This window comes from Prosthecochloris sp. (genome assembly GCA_015482705.2).
Lineage (GTDB): Bacteria > Bacteroidota > Chlorobiia > Chlorobiales > Chlorobiaceae > Prosthecochloris.
Genome location: JADMLA020000017.1, coordinates 1 through 18,827, shown reverse-complemented (window position 1 = coordinate 18,827; position 18,827 = coordinate 1). Strand labels below are relative to the sequence as shown.

Below are 18,827 nucleotides of genomic sequence, written 5' to 3'. Positions count from 1 at the left end.
ATCACTATGATCATCAAACAACTCTCCGTGTTTCTCGAAAACAAAATCGGTCGGTTAACCGAAATTACCGGCATACTAGCTGAACACAACATCAATATCAGCGCCTTCAGCATCGCTGACTCAACCGATTTCGGGATATTACGCATGATAACGAGCGACTCCGATCTTGCTGAACACGTGCTCAAAGCACATGGTTTTGCCGTAAAAACAACCGACGTCGTATGCCTCATTGTTCCTCACAATCCGGGCGGACTCCACAAAGCGCTTCGAATTCTGTCCGATAACGGCGTTGCCATCGACTACATGTACGCCTATGCCACAGGCAATAGCGCTGTTGTTGTCATCAGAGCCGATTCTCTTGAAAAAATCATACACGTTCTTCAACAGCACGAGCACCAATTCCTGCAGCCCGGAACCAACCAAAACCTCAACAACGATTCATAACCTTTTTAATCGCACTTGCTATAACCGGTACTCCACGTTCAATCTGAATCGCATCTGTATTACAATATGACAAACGCAGTGTATTGTTGCGTTGTCCTTGTGGATCGAAAGTCTTTCCGATCACAAAGACCACTCCATCCTCGAGAGACTCGTCCAGGACTTCGGACGCGTCGATATGCTCCGGCAGCGTGAGCCAGATATAAAACCCCCCTCTGGGTCTTGTCCAGGCAACATCAGCCGGCAACGTCGCCTCGAGAATATCTCCCATCAACAATGCACGTTTCCGATACTCCATACGGACCCGCTCTATGTATGGAGAGATATATCCGGATCGGATGAACTCATCTGCAATAACCTGTGTAAAACTCGGGGAGCAAGCATCGTATGACTGCTTGATCAGCTCACAACGCTCATAAATCTCCTCGGAAGCGAGCAACCATCCCAAACGCAGACCCGGCCCCAGTATTTTCGAAAATGAACCGGTGTAACACACATCGAGACCTTCGGGATTTTCCGCCTTGATCGGTTTCAGATATGGTTTATCTTCTTCATAAAAATAAAGCTCACCGTATGCGTCGTCTTCGATCAAAACAATATCCCTCCAGGCGAGAGTTTCAGCAAGGCGGCGCTTGCGCTCCATGGAATACAACATTCCTCCGGGATTGTGAAAATACGGAGTGATATACAACAATTTTGCAGGATCGGAACTGTTCGCTTCAGCCTCGAGCTCATCGATACTGATTCCCTCCTCATCGACCGAGAGTCCGGTCAACTTTGCCTGGCATGACTTGAATGCCGAAAGTGCTCCGATAAAACAAGGGTTTTCGACCAGAACCCGGTCTCCCGGATCGAGAAAAGCACGAGCGAGAATACTGATCGCCTGCTGTGATCCAGTGGTAATCATGAGCCGTTCATGCTCGGTCGGTAAACCTCTGGCAGCAAGAAATTCACCGAGAGATTCCAAAAGCGAAGGCAAGCCTGGCGTTGGACCGTACTGAAACGCTTGTTGTTTTTTCATAATATCGAGCCGACCGAACAACTCTTCGACTTCAGAGATGGGAAACAGGTTATTGTCCGGCATACCACCGGCAAAAGAAATGATTCCCGGCCGGGAAACAAGCTTCATCAAATCGCGGATTTCAGACGAACGCAGTGAAGATATCGAAGAAGAAAAACGTGGCATGAACAAAACAGTTACAGGTTTGGAACGAACAGCAAAGTACAGGTCTATCGACTAAACACAAAAAATAAACCTTCGATGCTTTGCAACAAGTGTATCAACGATCAGCCCGCACCATGCGGTAGATGGCTTTTGCTATTATAATTCTTATCACTTATGTTCTTGACAGATCCGCAACCTCAATAAAAACAAACTCATGAAGCTTATCGTCGGACTGGGAAATCCCGAAAAAAGGCATGAAAACACCCGTCACAACATAGGATTCGAAGTTATCGATGAAATGGCCCGAACATTTCAGACCGGCTTTACTTCAGGAAAGGGTAATTTCCACTATGCAAAAATATCCCATCGGAGCGAACCGGTTCTCCTGCTCAAACCGATGACATACATGAACCTTTCAGGTCATGCTGTAGTTGCAGCAATGAATTTCTATAAAATAGATATCGGGGATATTCTCGTTATCTGTGACGACCTCAATATTCCCCTCGGCTCGATACGCCTGAGGACAAAAGGCTCTGCAGGAGGCCAGAACGGACTGAAACATATTATCCAGTGCCTTGGAAAAGAAAATTTCTCCCGTCTACGAGTCGGCATAGGTATGGACCGGCCAACGGGATCCTACTCGTCATTCGTGCTTGGGAGATTCAGTGAAGAAGAACGAAAAATCATCGACAGAATAATTCCCGAATGCGCTGATGCCTCCCTTGATTTCGTTCAGCACGGTATAGAGCATGCCATGAACCGTTTCAACAGAAGAAACGTCTAAACAGCGACACTTGCCCCGATGAACCCAGAACTCGCAGAATTACTCTGCATAAAAGCTATCGCTTTTGCATTGAAATCTTTAGGCTGATCGACATTGCATACATGACCTGAATTCCTGATAATCCCGAGAAAGGAATTATCGTGTCTCTGTACGATATATTCGACAGCCGGCAGAAACATGTAATCCTCTTCTCCGCTCAGGTAGAGCGTCGGGATTCTCGTATCCTTTTCCTCGAAATATTTGAGAAGTGGATTCAGTTCGTAAGTCAGCTTGAACCAGCGCATGAACTCTTTCTGCGCAACTTTTTTGGCCTCGTTGACAAACAGCAATCTCGACTTCTTGTGCCGTGCCCTCGGCATGATGATCCAGGCAAAAAAACTGTACAGCCACATATAAGGCACAAAGCGTTTGAACGTATTACCGAGGCCCACCAAAAACCTTGCCCTGACATTGAGCCGTATGATCGCCCCGGCCATTACCATCGAACATATTCTTTCAGGAGCCAATTCGCTGATCTGGCGAATCAAAATGGTCCCGAGTGAAACGCCGATAAAGTGGGCTCGATCTATTTTGAGGAAATCGAGTACTTCAATGATATCGAGGGTGATATCTTCAAAACTATACTTTCTTTTCTGTGAAACCGGCATCCCCTTCGACTTTCCATGCCCTCTCAGATCGACCATCAAAATGTTGAAATGCTTCCTGAATTCCTTGACTTGAAGAAACCATATAGAAGAGCTTCCCCCTGCCCCGTGAACAAAGACCACCCATGGATCCGTTTCCGACAGCCTGTACGTCCTGTAATGCAACATTAACGCTAAAACTTAAAAAATTAATTGACTGCCGGAGCCGATTGTTTCTTGACGGAATATTCTTACCATTTCAAAAAGAGCGATGCCTGCAGCAACCGAAACGTTCAGAGAATGTTTTGTCCCAAACTGCGGAATTTCAAGCACATGGTCACAATATTGCAGAACATCACAGTCAATACCTTCGACCTCATTCCCGAGAATCAGGCACAATGGGAAATCATGTTTACAAATACCGGTATATTGCGTACTGTTCTCGGTAATTTCAAGCCCACATATCGTTACACCCTGATTCTTCATTTTTTCCAGGATCTCTTTCGGATGAGAACAATATTCCCACGGGACACTTTCCTGGGCTCCCAAGGCTGTCTTATCGATCTCCTTTCTCGGTGGTGTCGCAGTGTAACCTGTAAGGACAACCTTCGCTATACCCGCAGCATCTGCTGTACGAAAAACCGAACCTACATTGTACATACTGCGTATATTGTGAAGCAAAACGGTAACAGGGTGTTTTTCCACTCTGGCATACTCATCAAGACTGAGGCGGTCCATTTCATCACTTCGTAATTTTCTGAACGATGTCGTCATTGAAACACCAGAAGTTTCTCGAGGAGAAGATCATTTTCCCGCCTCAATCCTATATTGAAACGAAGACAGTTTTCCATCGATGGATAGCCAGAAACATTTCGTACAAGGATACCTTCCCCTATAAGGGATGAAAAAACCTTTTGCGCATCTGAAACTCTTATAATAATAAAGTTTGCATCACTTTCGAACACTCTTATCCCACTTATTTTTTTCAAAGCCTCGGACATACGTAACCGTTCTTTGAGAATATAGCTTACCGCTTCTTCAACGAGATGATAATTATCAAGTACATGGATAAGGGTGATTTCAGCCAAACGACTCGAAGTGAAGGGTATTTTCGGCTTTGCAATCTGAGCCATCAGTCCCGGATTGGTCATCGCGAACCCAATCCTCATACCCGCGAGAGCAAGAGCCTTGGACATTGTTCTCAACACAATCAGATTGGACGCTTCTTCCAACAACGTAATTGCCGATTCTTCACGCGAGAACTCAATATAAGCCTCGTCAACAAGCACAATTGCATTGACTTCACTGGTTATCATACGTATTTCTTCAAGGGTCAAAGAGCTGCTCGTCGGATTATTCGGGGTAGAAAGAACGACAAAGCCAGCTTTTTCATCCTTTGCTCTTCGTATGATTTCAGGAACGTCGAATGCAAGATCTTCATGCATCGGGACGGCGACAATCTGTGACTGAAGCAAAATTGCAAGTTTTTCATACAGGGAAAAGGAAGGTATGGGAATCACCACTTTACTACCTTTGGAAAGGCAAGCGAGAAAAATGGTATACAGCATTTCGTTGGACCCATTACTCATCATTACAGACTCGGGAGAAACACCGATGAAGTTCGCATACGCCTGTATCCCCCTGAATGGCAAAATATCCGGATAGCGATTCCAGGCTTCCTGCTTGAATTCATCGAGAATAGCCTCCTTCATCAGTAACGGCAGGTCGAAAGGGCTTTCGTTCTGATTCAATTTGACATCGGCCTGCTGTCCGCCATCAACCTTGTATGCTCCGATTTGCTGCAATGCGGGATTCAACAACCGAATGAGATCTTTATCCATAAACACTCGAGCGATTAATGTGTAGCTTAGCACATGGTGCAAAACGATAAAATACTGTTTTTTGTCCAGCCTTGTGTTCGTGAATATCCCTTTTTTCCCGACCTGATCCAAAAAAAGGTTGACTTATCGTTTTTTTTTCATAACTTAAAACAGGACATAATTAATCCTATATAAAGGAGGCAACAATGGTCAGGATAAACAAAACACCTCTGGACATACTCAATGATATATACAGCCTTGCTTATTGGATGACCGGGAGTGAAAAAGCATCGGATGAACTGGTAAACAGAACATATCTCAACGCAAACATCAATAACCGGGAGACCGATCTCATCAAAGTGTTCAGAAGTTGCTACATCGATAGTTATGGACAGGAAACGGAACTCGGAATGAGTGAAAACGGAAATGGAACAACAAAGTCAGTCCTTGGAAAACTGAGACAAAGGGCTGCCGATGTCAAGCTTTCCGTACTTTTGTACGAAATATCGGGGTTGAAACACAAACAGATATCCGAAATCATGGACCGACCTGTAGAGACCATACGACATTGGCTCTACTGGGGGCGCAAATTTCTCGTTAAAGACTGTTTGCTGAAGGCTTCGGCATGATCGACTCTTCTCCTGCAAAAGGCCGTTGCTCTGCAAACGGCCTTTTGTTTTCCAAACCGCCGGTTTATATTTATTGGTAATTATAAATACAAAACCCACACAATCCCTACATGATAGTTATCACCGGAGGAGCTGGATTCATAGGCAGCGCAATGCTCTGGGAACTCAACAAACATGGCAGAACCGATATCATGATTGTCGATGATCTCGGCTCAACCACCACAGGAAAATGGAAAAACCTTTCCGGCCTTTCTTTCAGAGACTTCATTCATAAAAACGAATTTCTTTCATGGTTCGCAGATAACGGGCTTCCTGAAATAAGTACCGTTATCCACATGGGAGCAATCAGCGCGACGACGGAAACGGACGCATCGCTCCTCATGGCAAACAACTACAATTATTCAAAAGAACTTGCCATGCTTTGTGCTTCTCGAAAGGTCCGTTTTATCTACGCATCGAGTGCAGCAACATACGGAGACGGTCGCAGAGGATATAATGATGAAGAAGAGAATCTCGAGCATCTCCGGCCCCTTAACATGTACGGCTACTCGAAACAACTGTTCGATCTCTGGGCTTTGAAAACAGGTATCCTCAAACAAGCAGTGGGATTGAAATTCTTCAATGTATTCGGTCCGAATGAATACCATAAAAAGGACATGTGCAGTGTCGTCTTCAAAGCGTTTCACCAGATAAAGAAAACCGGCACTGTAGAACTCTTCGAATCCCACCGGGAAGATTACCTTCATGGAGAGCAGATGAGAGATTTTATCTATGTAAAAGACTGTACGTCGCTTATATCGTGGCTTATCGAAAACCCGGCGATATGTGGCGTTTTCAACGTGGGAACCGGGCAGGCAAGAAGTTTCAACGACCTTGTGACTGCTACCTTTTCGGCCCTTGGACTCGAAACGAAAATGCAATACATACCCATGCCCGAAACACTTCGAGACAAGTACCAGTATTTCACCCAGGCAGAAATCGGCAAACTGAGATCGTACGGCTACACACAGCCATTGACCTGCCTTGAAGAGGGCGTCAAAGACTATGTACGCAACTATCTTTATAGTGATACCCCCTATTTCGACAATCAAAAACCCTAATGATAAAACCAAAACCTCTTGCTTAAAGAAAAATCCATAGAATTCGAGGGCATCGAACCCGTCATAGTCTTTGGCCCCCATGACAATTGGCTCAAAAAGATTCGAGATGAATTCCCTGAAACAAAACTGACAGCTCGCGGCAACAAACTGTTGATCAAAGGGGAAGAAAACGAAGTAACGCTTCTGGAACAGATTTTCGGTGAAATGAAATTTCTGGCAGATCAACATGGAGAAATACAGGAAAATGATCTCAATGCCCTGCTCAGTCTCGCCTTCACACCTCCTCCCTCGAGCAATAAATCCCAATCCACCGACAGTGATATAATTGTCGCCACAAAGGATTTTGTAGTAAAAGCAAAAACGAACGGTCAGCGAAGAATGGTTTCCGAAGCGAAACAGAACGATATTGTGTTCGCTATCGGTCCCGCAGGAACAGGCAAAACCTACACGGCCGTCGCAATCGCAGTCTCGGCATGGAAAAAAAAACAGGTCAAGAGAATCGTTCTTGCAAGACCGGCAGTCGAAGCTGGTGAAAGCCTGGGTTTTTTACCTGGAGACCTTGCACAGAAAATAGATCCTTACCTTCGTCCTCTCTACGACGCTCTTCAGGACATGTTGACCGCGGAAAAACTCAGAGCGTTGACAGAACAGAGAATCATCGAAATCGTTCCTCTTGCATATATGAGAGGCCGGACACTGAATAACTCCTTCATTATCCTTGATGAAGCACAGAACGCGTCAAACAAGCAGATGAAAATGTGTTTGACAAGGCTCGGCATCAATTCAAGAGCCATCATCACGGGAGATGTAACCCAGATTGATCTTCCAAACAAAGTCGAATCGGGTCTTACCAATGCCCGTACAATTCTTCAGGGAATTTCCGGAATAAGTTTCGTGTTTCTCGACAAATCAGATGTTGTCCGACACCGTCTCGTTCGTAATATCATCGATGCTTACGAGCAGGAAGAGGAAAGGCAGAACCGGTAACTGCTTCGACATCTATAACGGCAATTGCGGAACTATGTCCGACCAATCACTGTTAAGCAATCAAGGGTATACAACTATTGGTCATTCCCTCCTGTAATACTGCTTTTACAACGAAAAATCTACCATCATGGCACATCGAATTACAGAAGAATGTACGTATTGTGCAGCTTGTGAACCGGAATGCCCGGTCAACGCTATATCTGCCGGCGACGATATCTATATCATCGATGAAAGTGTCTGTGTTGACTGTGAAGGATATTTCGACGAAGCGGCCTGTGTCGCTGTTTGCCCTGTCGATTGCATCTTTCAGGTATAAAACACTTTTTTTCAAGATAGAAATGCACAGCCGAAATAGTGTTCCGGAAAAGAAATAAGCATCTTTCCGGCAGGCCGTTAAGAGATTTTGTCAGGAGAAAAAAAGTTTTATATTAACTTCCTGTTTTACTGATAGAGTTCTTTTTTTCAATTAATCTTTTCTTGTAACTCTTAAGCGAGGAAGTAACATGGCACTTTACATTACCGAAGAATGCACCTATTGTGCAGCCTGTGAACCGGAATGCCCGGTAAATGCTATCTCAGCCGGTGACGATATTTATATTATCGATCCAAACGCATGTAACGAATGTGAAGGTCTTGACGAGCAGTCTTGCGTAGCTGTTTGCCCTGCCGAATGCATCGTACAGGGATAAGTATTACTATTACGTTTTGCTCATAGACAAAAGCGGCCCGCAAACTTGCATGCCGCTTTTTTTATCGTCTTTTATTCAGCCCGTCTGGAGAGTCGGCACCACTTCCGTCATGAATGCCGTTCCGTGAATTCAGCGGACCTAGGAAGCAAACCGGCAATGACAGTTGTACCTCGCTCTTCATGCATAAAACCTCTGCCTTGTTCTTTGCTGTCACAGTCCTTCCGGAAAACAGTTTCGTTTTAAAAAACGCATTGTTCATTGTATAAAATACGGACAGAACTTGTGATATGCAGTTTGGTTCTGTAGCTTTACGTGTTATTTTTTCAGGCTTCTTTACCTACAACAAAAAACAATGCCGGGGTGAGCGATTCTTCCCTCAAAAATAGTTCAACCGATCCGCAAGGAAACGACGCACGGCAGGAATCAACCCTTAATTTCCGTAAGGTTGTTACACCAGGAAAAAGATCGGCTGAACACCTCCCCAGCATCGTTCTTCTTATCCGGTTTCTGAAGCCTGTCACCTGGATTCCGGTAATCTGGAGCTTTTTATGTGGTGCAGTTGCCAGTGGCGCTTTCGGCTGGCAAGATATTGTAGGCATCAAGTTCCTGTTGGGTATACTGCTTACCGGTCCACTCGCCAGTGGAACCTGTCAGATGCTCAATGATTATTTTGACCGTGACCTCGATGAAATCAACGAACCATGGCGCCCTATCCCAGGAGGAGAAATATCGCTTAAAAACGCAACGATACTCATAGCTGTATGGTCGATCCTATCAATTGTTGTCGGTTACCTCATCCATCCGCTTATCGCGCTGTATGTCGTCATAGGGATCATCAACGCTCATCTCTATAGTGCAAATCCCATAAAGCTCAAAAAAAGGCTCTGGGCCGGCAACATCATCGTTGCAGTCTCATACCTTGTTATCCCATGGATTGCCGGGGAGATAGCCTATAACCCTGAATTCACGTTACAATCCCTTTCTCCCTCACTGGTTGTCGCAACTCTTTTCACCATATCGAGTACGGGTACCATGACAATCAATGATTTCAAATCAGCTGACGGTGACCGTCAAATAGGCATCAGAACTCTACCTGTTGCATTCGGAGACAGAAAAGCCGCGATTATCGCGGCGGTCTTGATCAATATTGGCCAATTGATGGCTGCAGCATATATGTTCATGTTACAGCAGCCATTTTTTGCACTGATTGTCACCCTGCTCATCATCCCCCAGTTTTATCTTCAGTTCAGTCTTGTAAGGTCTCCGAAAACAATGGATGTACGCTACAATGCGATCGCCCAGAACTTTCTTGTTGCAGGAATGCTTGTCTGTGCTTTCGCAATCAAAAATTTCAGGTTATGATCTGTTCTAAAACCATACACATCACAACGAAAGGCTTCTCCGACATCATCGACCTGACGAATGAAGTCGAAAACGTTATCGACGAATCCGGTATCGTGAAAGGAATCGCCAACATCTTTGCCATAGGCTCGACCGCCTCGATAACCACCATGGAATTCGAACCGGCCCTCGTTGAAGACCTCAAAGAAAAACTCGAGCAACTTGTTTCGAGTAAAGAGCGCAGTCGCCACTCCGAAACATGGGGAGATGACAACGGTTTTTCGCACATGAGAGCATCGCTTATGGGACCGGGAATAACCATGCCAGTCAGTGAAGGAAAACTTGTACGGGGAACATGGCAACAGGTTGTTTATGTCGATCACGACAACCGCCCAAGAGATCGCGTAGTGTTTATACAGATCATGGGAGAACAATAATTCAGAACAAAAAAAATGAACTTCTCTCACTACCCCGCCATTTCGGTTATATTGCCAACCTACAATCGAGAAACACGCCTCGTACGTGCGGTTCAGAGCGTCATAGACCAGACATTCACAGACTGGGAACTCATAGTCGTCGATGACGGCAGTACCGATCAAACCTTTGAACGCATTTCAGAATTCATGGAACTGCATTGGAACATCCGTTACATGAAACACTCGAACCGGAAACCGGCCATTTCAAGAAACGCAGGTATACAGGCATCATTCGGTCTCTACATCACCTTTCTCGACAGTGATGATCACTACTTGCCGGAACACCTCGAATCACGCTTTTCATATCTTGAAGAGCACTCTGAAACAGACCTGATCTCGGGAGGTTTTTGTGGGGATGATGACGTTTATGTGACAGACTGTTATCATCCGGAAAAAAAAATACATATTCAGAAATGCATTTTAGGGGCGACTCTTTTTGGAAAAAGAAATCTTTTTTTCTCTCTCGGCGGATTCGAGAATCTCGACTATGCCGAGGATACCGATTTCTGGGAACGTGCTTCTGAAAAGTTTTCCATAAAGAAGCTGCTCGAACCAAAAACCTACGTCTATGAACGTTCTGACGACAGTATCACGAGAAACCGTTAAACTACACTGAATACCTGATTGACAAACAAAGTCTTCACGTTACCAGCCACGACCAAAAAGCAACGAATCATGGAAAAGTGGGAATGTTGCCGAGAAACAACACGAACAATATTCTTTATTCATTAGTCACGTCCTATGCCAAAATCCGTCACCGTATACTGTAGCTCGAGTAACCATTCACCGAAACACTATTTCGAAGCCGCATCGGAACTCGGCAGAAGCCTTGCCGAGCACAATATCTCTCTTGTTTTCGGTGGAGGAAATGTCGGGCTGATGGGATGCATTGCAAATGCCGTTATGCAGAACGGTGGAACTGTCCGGGGGATTATTCCGCGTTTCCTCGAAGAAAAAGAGATTGCCCATTATGACATTACCGAACTCCATATCGTCGAAACAATGCATGAAAGAAAAATGAAGCTTGCAGAATGGGCTGACGCTTTCATTGTTTTACCTGGAGGATTCGGCACACTCGATGAACTTGTCGAAATTATTACATGGCGCAATCTGGGCCATCACGATAAAACCATCTCACTCTTCAACATAGATGGTTTCTGGAACCCTTTACTGCAATTCTTTGATGTACTTGCCGCACAAAACCTCGTGAAACAAGATCATAGCAAGCTTTACCGGGTGTGCGCCACTGTTGAAGAAATTATCGACAATCTCGGTTAAGCGCCCTCTATGCAATAGAGTTCATGCAAGCAAACGATCTATTCTTTCACCAAGTTCATCGATATCGAAAGGTTTGGTAAGGTAATCATCTGCCCCGAGCTTCAAACCTTTCTCTTTGTCCCCGCTCTTGTCCCTTGCCGTCAGCATAATAAGAGGAACAGCATTATAGGTAGAATCCTTTCTGATCCGGTCAACAAAAGAAAAACCGTCCATTCCCGGCATTGCAACGTCGACAATCATCAGATCGGGCATCTGACCCTGGTCCAGCAGGTCCAGGGCACCCTGAGCATTTTCAGCAAGCAGGACCTTGAACTTCTTCCCGAGGTTATGAGAGAGAAGACGCCTGATACTTGGAGAATCATCGACGACAAGAATACGTGATTGTCTCATTTCAAATGGGTTTTAACCGTTTCAACAATTTTTTCCGGTTCAACCGGTTTTGTAATATACCCGTGGGGATAAAGCCTTTCAGCCTCTGACAGTTCTTCAGTCTGCGCCCTTGCAGAAAGAAAAACAAAAGGGACAGAGCGAAACCGCTCGTTTTGAAGCAGTTTTTCACGGAACTCGAAACCATTCATTTCAGGCATCATGATATCGCAGAGAATAAGATCCGGAACCGACCGGAAGCACTGTTCCAAGCCCTCTTTACCGTTTACGGCTTCAATAACCTTGTAACCCGCTTTCTGCAATGAATAACTGATAAGCCTTCTCGTACTCGATTGATCGTCAACCACAAGTATAGATTGTCCGTTATGCTTCATATACTATCGGTTTTAAGAACGGTACAGCGGAAAACGGACAATGAAGGTCGATCCAAAACCGTTTCGGCTTTTCACATCTACACTACCGTTATGCGCAAGAATTATTTCTTTGACAATCGGCAATCCGAGTCCAGTCCCCTCGATTTCTTCACCGGGTCTTTCGACACGGTAGAATTTTTCAAATATCTTCTCAATGTCTTTCTCAGGAATACCGGGACCGTTATCATCAACCTCGAGTTTCATGGTATCGTGATTTCTTGAAAGGGTTACACTTACTTTTCCTCCCTCAGGGGTAAACTTTATTGCATTGCCTATGATATTAACCGCCACCTGTTTCAACGCATCAGGATCCGCATATATCAGTAAATCGCTCTCATAAAGGTCAAGAAAAAGCTCGACATGTTTCTCTTCTGCACGGATTTTCAGGCTTTTGCAGGCACTATCGATGATCGTTGCCGGGTCGATTGAGTTTTTCTTATAAGCGATTTTTCCGGAATCTATCCTGGAAATGGTGAGTACATCTTCAATAAGCGAAGAAAGTCTCCTGCTTTCCTCGTGAATAATCCCGAGAAACTCGCCTATCGTCTCATGATCCAGCTCATCTCTGTCCCGCAGCAGGGTCGAGGTAAAACCAAGAATTGAAAATAGGGGTGATCTGAGTTCATGAGAGACATTCGCAATGAAGTCATTTTTCAGCCGGATGTTTTCCCTGATAAGCTGCTCGGATTTTTTTTGCTCTGAAATATCGCGGAATATTCCGAGAACCCTTTTTTGCCCTGCCGTTTCAAAAAACGCACTGCTCACAGCAACATCAACGAGAAAACCGTTTTTCGTCAGAATTTTCGTCTCTACCGAACCTCTTTTTTTTCGTCCCTGCTTTCGAAAAAATGCAGGAGGCTTATCACGGATATTTTCCGGATAGAGCGACGCCACCATCATGGAAGAAAGCTCTACAGACTTGTATCCAAAAAAAGGCAACGCTCTTCTGTTCCATTGAACAATAGCACCGGTATCGGCATCGGCGACGATGACAGGGTCCGGAATCGCATGAAAAAGATTCCTGTACTTTTTCTGGTTATCCAGAAGAGTTTTCTCAGCCTGTTTTCGCCTGGTGATATCGAGCACTATACCCCTCAATCCTTCGAAATCATCTTTTTTGAGAATGGGTGCATAGTAAACCAGAGCTGGAAACGTGGTACCGTTCTTTCTTTGGGCAATGTATTCGTGGTTTTCAACTCTTTTCCCATCCAGCCGTCCCTTCATATTCTTCCTGACTTTCGCCCTTTCCCCCGGGACATACATGAACATAGCGTCCAAACCATTACGGAGGTCGCTCTGTTTATAGCCGAAAACAGAATAACCAGCTCGGTTGAAATAGGTTACATAACCATCCCTATTGGCTTCAAATACAGGTTGAGGTAAAAGATCCGAAAGTTCTCTGAACCTTTGCTCACTTTCAGCAAGTGCTTCCCGGCTCTTCTTCTTTTCTGTGATGTCTTCTTTGAGGGCAAGGAAGTGCGAAATATCATGCTTATTATTTTTGATAGGGCTAATAACAGCCTGCTCCCAAAGCAGTTCACCGTTTTTCTTTTTATTCAGAAATTCACCTTGCCAGACTTCGCCTCGGGAAACCGTTTCCCAAAGGTTTTTATAAAATGCGTCCGAATGTTCACCTGATTTGAGAATATTGATCTTCTTTCCAATAACTTCATCCATGGAGTAACCTGAAATTCTGGAAAATGCCGGATTGATATACTCTATCCTCCCCTTGATATCGGTAATGGCAACGGAAACAGGACTCTGCTCCATGGCGGTTGTCAGGAGCCTCACCCTTTGCTTCAACATCGATTCGGAAAGGGCATTTTTCAAAGTAATTTCAAGACGGCTGTTGTCAATAGGTTTCGTCAGATATTCATACGCTCCGAGTTTTATGCACTGAACCGCCTGATCAATGTCTCCGGAACCGGAAATCATGATCACCGGCAGGCGGTAATCATTTTCCACAATATATCTGAGCACCTCCATACCGCTCTTCCCCGGCATGCTGATATCGAGCAGGAGAGCATCACAACGGCCGGCAGTCACCTGCCCTATCGCTTCATCACCATTCGAAACGCTCAAAGGCTTGTATCCGAGACGTTCAACGACATGAGAGGTCAGCGTCCGCATCGTTGCACTATCATCGACAATCAGCACAACGGCCTTTTCAATGGGAGATTCCATGATCTTGAATCAGGGTTGCTACACATCCATCAATCACGAAACAGCACCTTGTACTCCCTGCTGACAAAAGTATTGGCCAGACGGCGCAATTCGGTTGCACTCTGGTGCTCTTTTTCAAGCACCTTCCAGCGATGATCATCGGTCAACTCCTTGCCGCGAAGCATCTGGTTCTTTTTTGTTTCTTTGTATGTAAGATCGATATACACTCCAAGATCAATGCCTTCAGTGGCGATGGCATAGAGCCCGTCTATAATGAGCAAGTCGATATCGCTAAAATCGGTAATGAGACGATCGACTTTCTCGGTAATGATGTCGATACAGGGCATATCCGCAGTAAGACCCTTTCGAAAATCCGCGATATTGCGTTGCAGTTGCTTGCGATCATATTCCTGAGGGCCAATATCCTCAAAATTGTTCAGCTCCCTGAACGCCCTTCTTTTCAGAGGCTCGATGAGGTAATAGTTATCGGTATGCAGAATCTTGACTCTAATTCCCTGTTTTTTCAATACCGTTGCCAGAGAATGTGAAAGTTCCGACTTGCCCGCACCCGATTCACCCGAAATGGCGACGATAAACCGGTAATCAGGGTGCTCTTCTTCTTTAGCCTCTTTTTCAACAAGCACTCTTTCGGCTATCGATTCAGCGGCTTTTTTATGTTTCTCTCCGATCAGCAAAATATCATTGAGCATGGTACTGGGAGTTATAATGAAAGAGGAAACGAAAAGACGACACAATAATTCTTCATACTAAAAATTATTATTTTACGTTGTTATTATCAAAACTTTACACTTGCAGATAACGTCACCGATAAACGACCGATCATGAAACTTGTCTTTGTATACAACGCCGACAGTGGGCCGGTAAGCGGTCTTTTCGATATTGGCCACAAGCTCTTCAGCCCTGAGACATACCAATGCGGCTTGTGCAGCCTGACGCATGACACCTTTACCGAAAAGCGGATATGGAGGGATTTCAGGGAAAACTCGGATACCGAAATGGAATTTCTTCACAGGGATGAATTCAAGAAAAAGTACGGAAAGGAATTCGACTATCCGGTTGTTCTGCAGCGAAATGACACGCTCGAAGTTCTCCTTGCCAAGGAAGAGATCGACGCAATACCGGACGTGGAGACACTGATAAAAACGATTGAAGAAAAAGCAACCGGTTAACATCGGCAAGTGAACCTGAAGAAAAATCTTCATCAATAATTCAAAGCCAAGCATCATGATCACTGCCGACATGATTCCTGCCTTGACACTGACACTGCTTGCCGGACTTTCGACCGGTATCGGCAGTGTCCTCGCGTTGACCGTCCATCACACCAACAAAAGGTTCCTGACGTTTGCCCTCGGCTTCTCTGCTGGAATTATGCTCTATGTTTCTTTCGCGGAAATATTGCCGGAAGCCCAGGCTTCGATTCTCGAAGAAGTGTCTGAAAGGAAAGCGGCATGGATCACGACGGCGGCGTTCTTCGGAGGAATCACCCTGATCTGGATCATTGACCAGTTGATGCCACATTTTGGAAATCCGCATGAAACATCACTTGTGGGCACTATCGAAAGCGACAAGCCTGACGAAAGCAAGCTCTACCGAATGGGTATTTTCACAGCCATTGCCATTGCCATTCACAATTTTCCGGAAGGTCTCGCGGTTTTCTTCAGCGCCCTTTCCAACCAGAGCCTCGGTATCGTGATAGCCGTTACCATCGCTTTGCACAATATTCCTGAAGGCATGGCCGTTGCCGTACCGGTTTATTTTGCCACAAAAAGCAAAGGCAAAGCATTCAGCTATTCTTTTCTTTCCGGCCTGGCTGAACCCCTCGGAGCCATTATCGGCTATCTCCTGCTGCAGCCATTCCTCACACCGCTTGTCTTCAGCCTTGTGCTTGCCGGAGTAGCGGGTATCATGGTGTATATCTCGCTCGACGAACTGCTGCCGACAGCCGAGGAATACGGAGAACACCACCTGGCCATATCAGGACTCGTCATCGGCATGGCCGTGATGGCAGTAAGCCTGCTGCTTTTGATATAAGGCTCCCCTCTTTTATTTATTCCGCGATTCGATCGCGTCGTTGAGCGGTGCTCAGAATCCTGATTTTCTCCTGCACACTGCGGGATTCTCCGGCTCCTTTCGCTTCGCAATTGAACCGCTCATAACAATAAATAGCGATGCCTCAGCAGGCTCTTGCCGACATTTTTTAAGTCATCACCGGGCTTGACCCGGGGATCAATCTTTTACTGATAGTCACCGTGAATGCCGCATCAAGTGCGGCATGACTTTGGGGGAGACTGAATACCAAGCTTGACCGGGGATCTGTTTTGCCTTAACAGTTAACCTGCAGAACCTTCGCCCCCTTGATCCTCCGCTGCTTGATGTCCGTGAGCGCCTTGTTGGCTTTTTCGAAAGGATAAAGCTGTACTTCCGGACTCATTTTCATCTTTTCCGCTATGGCCAGAAGCTCTCTTACATCGCCTGCCGTGACATTGGCAACGCTTTTCATCTCTTTTTCCATCCAGAGATGCCTTGCGTAATCAATCCGCATAAGAACATTCTGATCTTTCGACTCCTTTCGAATCGCGTTTATCACCAGACGGCCTGAAGGTTCGAGATTTTCCAATGCTGCAAGTACCGGAAGCCAGACAGGAGTTGTATCGATAATCCCTGCAAGCGGTTCCGGCGATGTATCGATCGTATCACCCGCCCAGGCAGCGCCAAGCGAGAGAGCAAATTCGCGTTCTTGCGGGCTCCTCGCGAAAACGTGAATCGCTGAATCTGGATAGAGAAACCGCATCATTTTCAAAACAAGATGAGCCGATGCGCCGAATCCGGTCAGCCCTGCACTCTTTCCGTTCTGCAGATTCAAAAGCTTCAACGAACGATAACCGACCGCTCCCGCACACAGCAACGGAGCAGCTTCGGCATCTGAAAAAATTTCCGGAAGAGGATAGGCATAAGCAGCCGGAACAACCATATATTCCGCATACCCGCCATGAGCATCCCGACCGGTCGCATGAAAGTCCATGCAGAGGTTTTCCTTCCCATTACGGCACAGTTCACAGACGCCACAAGCTGAATAAATCCACGCCACCCCTACCCTGCCACCAATCTCGGGTTCACTCACCCCTGCACCCCGAGCGACAACTTCACCGACAACCTGATGTCCCGGAACTATCGGAAAAAAAGCCGGCGGCGTCCTCCCTTCTATCTCATCCAGCTCCGTATGACACACCCCGCACGTCCTCACCTTCAGCAACACCTCACCCGCCCCCGGTTCCGGAACCGGCATGTCAACCATGCTCAACGGTTCAGTGTTCTCCGATAGATCTGTGATGCATTCTATAACCTGAGCTTTCATGACAAGATCAAGATTCGTTTTCATTTCCAATAACCTCTTTTTAGAGAAACGACAACATTCACTAATCTGCGAAGAGTAAAAAACGAACAACACCGACCGTACCTTCTTTTGAAAAAGGCTTTTTTTATCGAATCGAGCCCTCCTCCTGAAAACCTCATTCTTTCATTGCCTCGACTTCACATCAAACTGTAATCCATTTCTCCCATTATCCAGCTGACCCAAATGAAAAAGTTGAACAGAAGCACGATACCAACTATCATAATCGGGATACCGATTATTATTCCTGCAACTCCGTTCAACTTTTTCATAAGTGTTTTAATCCACGTAAACCCAAGTAGAATACCTCCAACGATGGAATAAACGAAAACAACAGGCCCAATACTATTCTCAACCCTTGTATATAGGGCTGTGATGATAATCGGCAACCCAAAGACAAAAAGGCTGTGGAGACTGCTTGTTCTGATCTCTTTCATTTAGGGGATGTTGTTTATTAGCGATAAAAGACAACAAAAATAGCGAACCATACAGCTTTTGTCACAACTGTTGTCTCCAGCAACTGTCCTGCCGTTTCTGCATGCGATAAACCATGTTCGTTGAACCAAATTCCTTTAAAGTGCTTTTAGCATAGCCGACACCTATCCATTTTTTCTGCCTGTACGCAACACCGCTTCGGTGATCCTCCCCTTTTTACCGATAACAATGCTTCCAGCAATAGAAGCAAACAAACCTCTTTTCCATCTGTTGAACCCCGTCCGCTTGTGAGCGCTTTTCATAATCCCTCACACACCCCTCCAACCTGAATAGCCATTCACAATCTCTTTCAGAAAAGCCTTCTCAGTCCGCAACAATTTACCTATACGACCGGCAAAAAACGAAATACCTCCCCTTTCTTCTACGCTCTTCTCTGCTGTTCTTCGGCCTGAAACAACTGTTTCTTTTACGCTCACTGCGCCCTCTTTTACACACTTGCACGCCTTTTCGTTGCCTCGGTGGCACGCCCTCTAACTCTCTTTTTTTTCTGCTCTTAACCTCTTTCTGATGACTTTGGCCCGGCTGTTGTCTCTTCTCCTGTAGAAACGTCAACGAATCTTAGCCGGAGAGTCATCATGAAACGCACTTTTATCACTTCCCTAATCGCCACTGCCTCTATCGCAG

At 45.6% G+C, this 18,827-nt stretch carries 23 protein-coding genes; 13 read left to right on the top strand and 10 right to left on the bottom strand.

The window, feature by feature from the left end:
* Window positions 1-6: 6 nt before the first annotated feature.
* Complete coding sequence (locus QZ209_RS02935; protein WP_294344545.1) at window positions 7-444, top strand: ACT domain-containing protein; 438 nt, start codon at window positions 7-9, stop codon at window positions 442-444.
* Here QZ209_RS02935 and QZ209_RS02930 read toward each other — a convergent pair.
* On the bottom strand, window positions 428-1,627 hold the full coding sequence (locus tag QZ209_RS02930; RefSeq protein WP_294344543.1) for a PLP-dependent aminotransferase family protein: 1,200 nt from the start codon (window positions 1,625-1,627) through the stop codon (window positions 428-430). The two genes, QZ209_RS02935 and QZ209_RS02930, sit on opposite strands and share 17 nt — an antisense overlap.
* Window positions 1,628-1,820: 193 nt before the next feature.
* On the opposite strand from QZ209_RS02930, the gene pth reads away from it, so the two are divergent.
* Window positions 1,821-2,390: an aminoacyl-tRNA hydrolase gene (gene pth / locus QZ209_RS02925; protein ID WP_294344540.1), complete on the top strand. Its 570-nt coding sequence runs from the start codon at window positions 1,821-1,823 to the stop codon at window positions 2,388-2,390.
* Here pth and QZ209_RS02920 read toward each other — a convergent pair.
* From QZ209_RS02920 to hisC, 3 genes are read right to left on the bottom strand one after another with little or no spacing between them, the layout of a single operon-like run.
* Window positions 2,387-3,202: an alpha/beta hydrolase gene (locus QZ209_RS02920; RefSeq protein WP_294344538.1), complete on the bottom strand. Its 816-nt coding sequence runs from the start codon at window positions 3,200-3,202 to the stop codon at window positions 2,387-2,389. The genes pth and QZ209_RS02920 overlap by 4 nt on opposite strands.
* A gap of 12 nt (window positions 3,203-3,214) precedes the next feature.
* On the bottom strand, window positions 3,215-3,787 hold the full coding sequence (locus tag QZ209_RS02915) for an RNA methyltransferase (RefSeq protein ID WP_294344536.1): 573 nt from the start codon (window positions 3,785-3,787) through the stop codon (window positions 3,215-3,217).
* The gene (gene hisC, locus QZ209_RS02910; protein WP_294344534.1) at window positions 3,784-4,854 is read right to left on the bottom strand and encodes a histidinol-phosphate transaminase; all 1,071 of its coding nucleotides are present in this window, start codon (window positions 4,852-4,854) and stop codon (window positions 3,784-3,786) included. The genes QZ209_RS02915 and hisC overlap by 4 nt, the downstream gene beginning before the upstream one ends.
* Window positions 4,855-5,039: 185 nt before the next feature.
* Between hisC and QZ209_RS02905 the strand changes: the two genes are divergently transcribed.
* From QZ209_RS02905 to QZ209_RS02865, 9 genes are all read left to right on the top strand, one after another.
* Complete coding sequence (locus QZ209_RS02905; protein WP_294344533.1) at window positions 5,040-5,462, top strand: sigma factor-like helix-turn-helix DNA-binding protein; 423 nt, start codon at window positions 5,040-5,042, stop codon at window positions 5,460-5,462.
* Between the two features lie 110 nt (window positions 5,463-5,572).
* Entirely contained in the window at window positions 5,573-6,562 is a 990-nt protein-coding gene (gene rfaD / locus QZ209_RS02900) for an ADP-glyceromanno-heptose 6-epimerase (RefSeq protein ID WP_294344531.1), read from the top strand.
* 18 nt (window positions 6,563-6,580) lie between these two features.
* Window positions 6,581-7,549, top strand: a complete 969-nt coding sequence (locus tag QZ209_RS02895) for a PhoH family protein (RefSeq protein WP_294344528.1) — start codon at window positions 6,581-6,583, stop codon at window positions 7,547-7,549.
* Between the two features lie 127 nt (window positions 7,550-7,676).
* On the top strand, window positions 7,677-7,865 hold the full coding sequence (locus QZ209_RS02890; RefSeq protein WP_294344527.1) for a 4Fe-4S binding protein: 189 nt from the start codon (window positions 7,677-7,679) through the stop codon (window positions 7,863-7,865).
* 187 nt (window positions 7,866-8,052) lie between these two features.
* Window positions 8,053-8,238: a 4Fe-4S binding protein gene (locus QZ209_RS02885; RefSeq protein WP_294344526.1), complete on the top strand. Its 186-nt coding sequence runs from the start codon at window positions 8,053-8,055 to the stop codon at window positions 8,236-8,238.
* A 360-nt stretch (window positions 8,239-8,598) separates the two neighbouring features.
* Window positions 8,599-9,600 (top strand): chlorophyll synthase ChlG, encoded by a 1,002-nt coding sequence (chlG, locus tag QZ209_RS02880; protein WP_294344523.1) that lies wholly within the window; start codon window positions 8,599-8,601, stop codon window positions 9,598-9,600.
* Window positions 9,597-10,016 carry a secondary thiamine-phosphate synthase enzyme YjbQ gene (locus QZ209_RS02875; RefSeq protein ID WP_294344522.1) on the top strand — a complete coding sequence of 140 codons (420 nt, stop codon included), beginning with the start codon at window positions 9,597-9,599 and terminating at the stop codon, window positions 10,014-10,016. Before chlG ends, QZ209_RS02875 begins: the two co-directional genes overlap by 4 nt.
* A gap of 15 nt (window positions 10,017-10,031) precedes the next feature.
* Complete coding sequence (locus QZ209_RS02870) at window positions 10,032-10,661, top strand: glycosyltransferase family A protein (RefSeq protein ID WP_294344521.1); 630 nt, start codon at window positions 10,032-10,034, stop codon at window positions 10,659-10,661.
* 135 nt (window positions 10,662-10,796) lie between these two features.
* Window positions 10,797-11,333: a TIGR00730 family Rossman fold protein gene (locus tag QZ209_RS02865; protein WP_294344520.1), complete on the top strand. Its 537-nt coding sequence runs from the start codon at window positions 10,797-10,799 to the stop codon at window positions 11,331-11,333.
* Between the two features lie 21 nt (window positions 11,334-11,354).
* Here QZ209_RS02865 and QZ209_RS02860 read toward each other — a convergent pair whose 3' ends face one another.
* The 4 genes from QZ209_RS02860 to QZ209_RS02845 are packed head-to-tail and all read right to left on the bottom strand — an operon-like array spanning window position 11,355 to window position 15,006.
* Entirely contained in the window at window positions 11,355-11,723 is a 369-nt protein-coding gene (locus QZ209_RS02860) for a response regulator transcription factor (protein ID WP_294344519.1), read from the bottom strand.
* The gene (locus QZ209_RS02855) at window positions 11,720-12,094 is read right to left on the bottom strand and encodes a response regulator (RefSeq protein ID WP_294344518.1); all 375 of its coding nucleotides are present in this window, start codon (window positions 12,092-12,094) and stop codon (window positions 11,720-11,722) included. The genes QZ209_RS02860 and QZ209_RS02855 overlap by 4 nt, the downstream gene beginning before the upstream one ends.
* 12 nt (window positions 12,095-12,106) lie before the next feature.
* On the bottom strand, window positions 12,107-14,317 hold the full coding sequence (locus QZ209_RS02850) for a PAS domain S-box protein (RefSeq protein ID WP_294344517.1): 2,211 nt from the start codon (window positions 14,315-14,317) through the stop codon (window positions 12,107-12,109).
* A 29-nt stretch (window positions 14,318-14,346) separates the two neighbouring features.
* Window positions 14,347-15,006, bottom strand: coding sequence for an adenylyl-sulfate kinase (locus QZ209_RS02845; protein ID WP_294344516.1), 660 nt, complete (start codon window positions 15,004-15,006; stop codon window positions 14,347-14,349).
* Between the two features lie 132 nt (window positions 15,007-15,138).
* Here QZ209_RS02845 and QZ209_RS02840 point away from each other — a divergent pair, with 132 nt between their 5' ends.
* Window positions 15,139-15,486, top strand: a complete 348-nt coding sequence (locus QZ209_RS02840) for a GTPase (protein WP_294344514.1) — start codon at window positions 15,139-15,141, stop codon at window positions 15,484-15,486.
* Window positions 15,487-15,541: 55 nt separating this feature from the next.
* Window positions 15,542-16,348 (top strand): zinc transporter ZupT, encoded by an 807-nt coding sequence (zupT, locus tag QZ209_RS02835; protein ID WP_294344513.1) that lies wholly within the window; start codon window positions 15,542-15,544, stop codon window positions 16,346-16,348.
* A 292-nt stretch (window positions 16,349-16,640) separates the two neighbouring features.
* Here zupT and QZ209_RS02830 read toward each other — a convergent pair whose 3' ends face one another.
* Window positions 16,641-17,672, bottom strand: coding sequence for a zinc-dependent alcohol dehydrogenase family protein (locus QZ209_RS02830; RefSeq protein ID WP_366515736.1), 1,032 nt, complete (start codon window positions 17,670-17,672; stop codon window positions 16,641-16,643).
* Window positions 17,673-17,848: 176 nt separating this feature from the next.
* A complete protein-coding gene (locus QZ209_RS02825) occupies window positions 17,849-18,145 on the bottom strand; it encodes a hypothetical protein (protein ID WP_294344511.1) in 297 nt (98 codons plus the stop codon).
* Window positions 18,146-18,827 lie beyond the last annotated feature (682 nt).

What these genes read in the sequence shown, in the direction of transcription:
- QZ209_RS02935 (WP_294344545.1), top strand. Translation starts at nt 7, where the DNA reads ATGATCATCAAACAACTCTCCGTGTTTCTCGAAAACAAAATCGGTCGG.
- QZ209_RS02875 (WP_294344522.1), top strand. Translation starts at nt 9,597, where the DNA reads ATGATCTGTTCTAAAACCATACACATCACAACGAAAGGCTTCTCCGAC.
- QZ209_RS02825 (WP_294344511.1), bottom strand. Translation starts at nt 18,145, where the DNA reads ATGAAAGAGATCAGAACAAGCAGTCTCCACAGCCTTTTTGTCTTTGGG.
- QZ209_RS02870 (WP_294344521.1), top strand. Translation starts at nt 10,032, where the DNA reads ATGAACTTCTCTCACTACCCCGCCATTTCGGTTATATTGCCAACCTAC.
- QZ209_RS02915 (WP_294344536.1), bottom strand. Translation starts at nt 3,787, where the DNA reads ATGACGACATCGTTCAGAAAATTACGAAGTGATGAAATGGACCGCCTC.
- QZ209_RS02885 (WP_294344526.1), top strand. Translation starts at nt 8,053, where the DNA reads ATGGCACTTTACATTACCGAAGAATGCACCTATTGTGCAGCCTGTGAA.
- hisC (WP_294344534.1), bottom strand. Translation starts at nt 4,854, where the DNA reads ATGGATAAAGATCTCATTCGGTTGTTGAATCCCGCATTGCAGCAAATC.
- QZ209_RS02830 (WP_366515736.1), bottom strand. Translation starts at nt 17,672, where the DNA reads ATGAAAGCTCAGGTTATAGAATGCATCACAGATCTATCGGAGAACACT.
- pth (WP_294344540.1), top strand. Translation starts at nt 1,821, where the DNA reads ATGAAGCTTATCGTCGGACTGGGAAATCCCGAAAAAAGGCATGAAAAC.
- QZ209_RS02860 (WP_294344519.1), bottom strand. Translation starts at nt 11,723, where the DNA reads ATGAGACAATCACGTATTCTTGTCGTCGATGATTCTCCAAGTATCAGG.
- QZ209_RS02865 (WP_294344520.1), top strand. Translation starts at nt 10,797, where the DNA reads ATGCCAAAATCCGTCACCGTATACTGTAGCTCGAGTAACCATTCACCG.
- QZ209_RS02905 (WP_294344533.1), top strand. Translation starts at nt 5,040, where the DNA reads ATGGTCAGGATAAACAAAACACCTCTGGACATACTCAATGATATATAC.
- QZ209_RS02855 (WP_294344518.1), bottom strand. Translation starts at nt 12,094, where the DNA reads ATGAAGCATAACGGACAATCTATACTTGTGGTTGACGATCAATCGAGT.
- QZ209_RS02845 (WP_294344516.1), bottom strand. Translation starts at nt 15,006, where the DNA reads ATGCTCAATGATATTTTGCTGATCGGAGAGAAACATAAAAAAGCCGCT.
- rfaD (WP_294344531.1), top strand. Translation starts at nt 5,573, where the DNA reads ATGATAGTTATCACCGGAGGAGCTGGATTCATAGGCAGCGCAATGCTC.
- QZ209_RS02890 (WP_294344527.1), top strand. Translation starts at nt 7,677, where the DNA reads ATGGCACATCGAATTACAGAAGAATGTACGTATTGTGCAGCTTGTGAA.
- QZ209_RS02850 (WP_294344517.1), bottom strand. Translation starts at nt 14,317, where the DNA reads ATGGAATCTCCCATTGAAAAGGCCGTTGTGCTGATTGTCGATGATAGT.
- zupT (WP_294344513.1), top strand. Translation starts at nt 15,542, where the DNA reads ATGATCACTGCCGACATGATTCCTGCCTTGACACTGACACTGCTTGCC.
- QZ209_RS02920 (WP_294344538.1), bottom strand. Translation starts at nt 3,202, where the DNA reads ATGTTGCATTACAGGACGTACAGGCTGTCGGAAACGGATCCATGGGTG.
- QZ209_RS02930 (WP_294344543.1), bottom strand. Translation starts at nt 1,627, where the DNA reads ATGCCACGTTTTTCTTCTTCGATATCTTCACTGCGTTCGTCTGAAATC.
- QZ209_RS02840 (WP_294344514.1), top strand. Translation starts at nt 15,139, where the DNA reads ATGAAACTTGTCTTTGTATACAACGCCGACAGTGGGCCGGTAAGCGGT.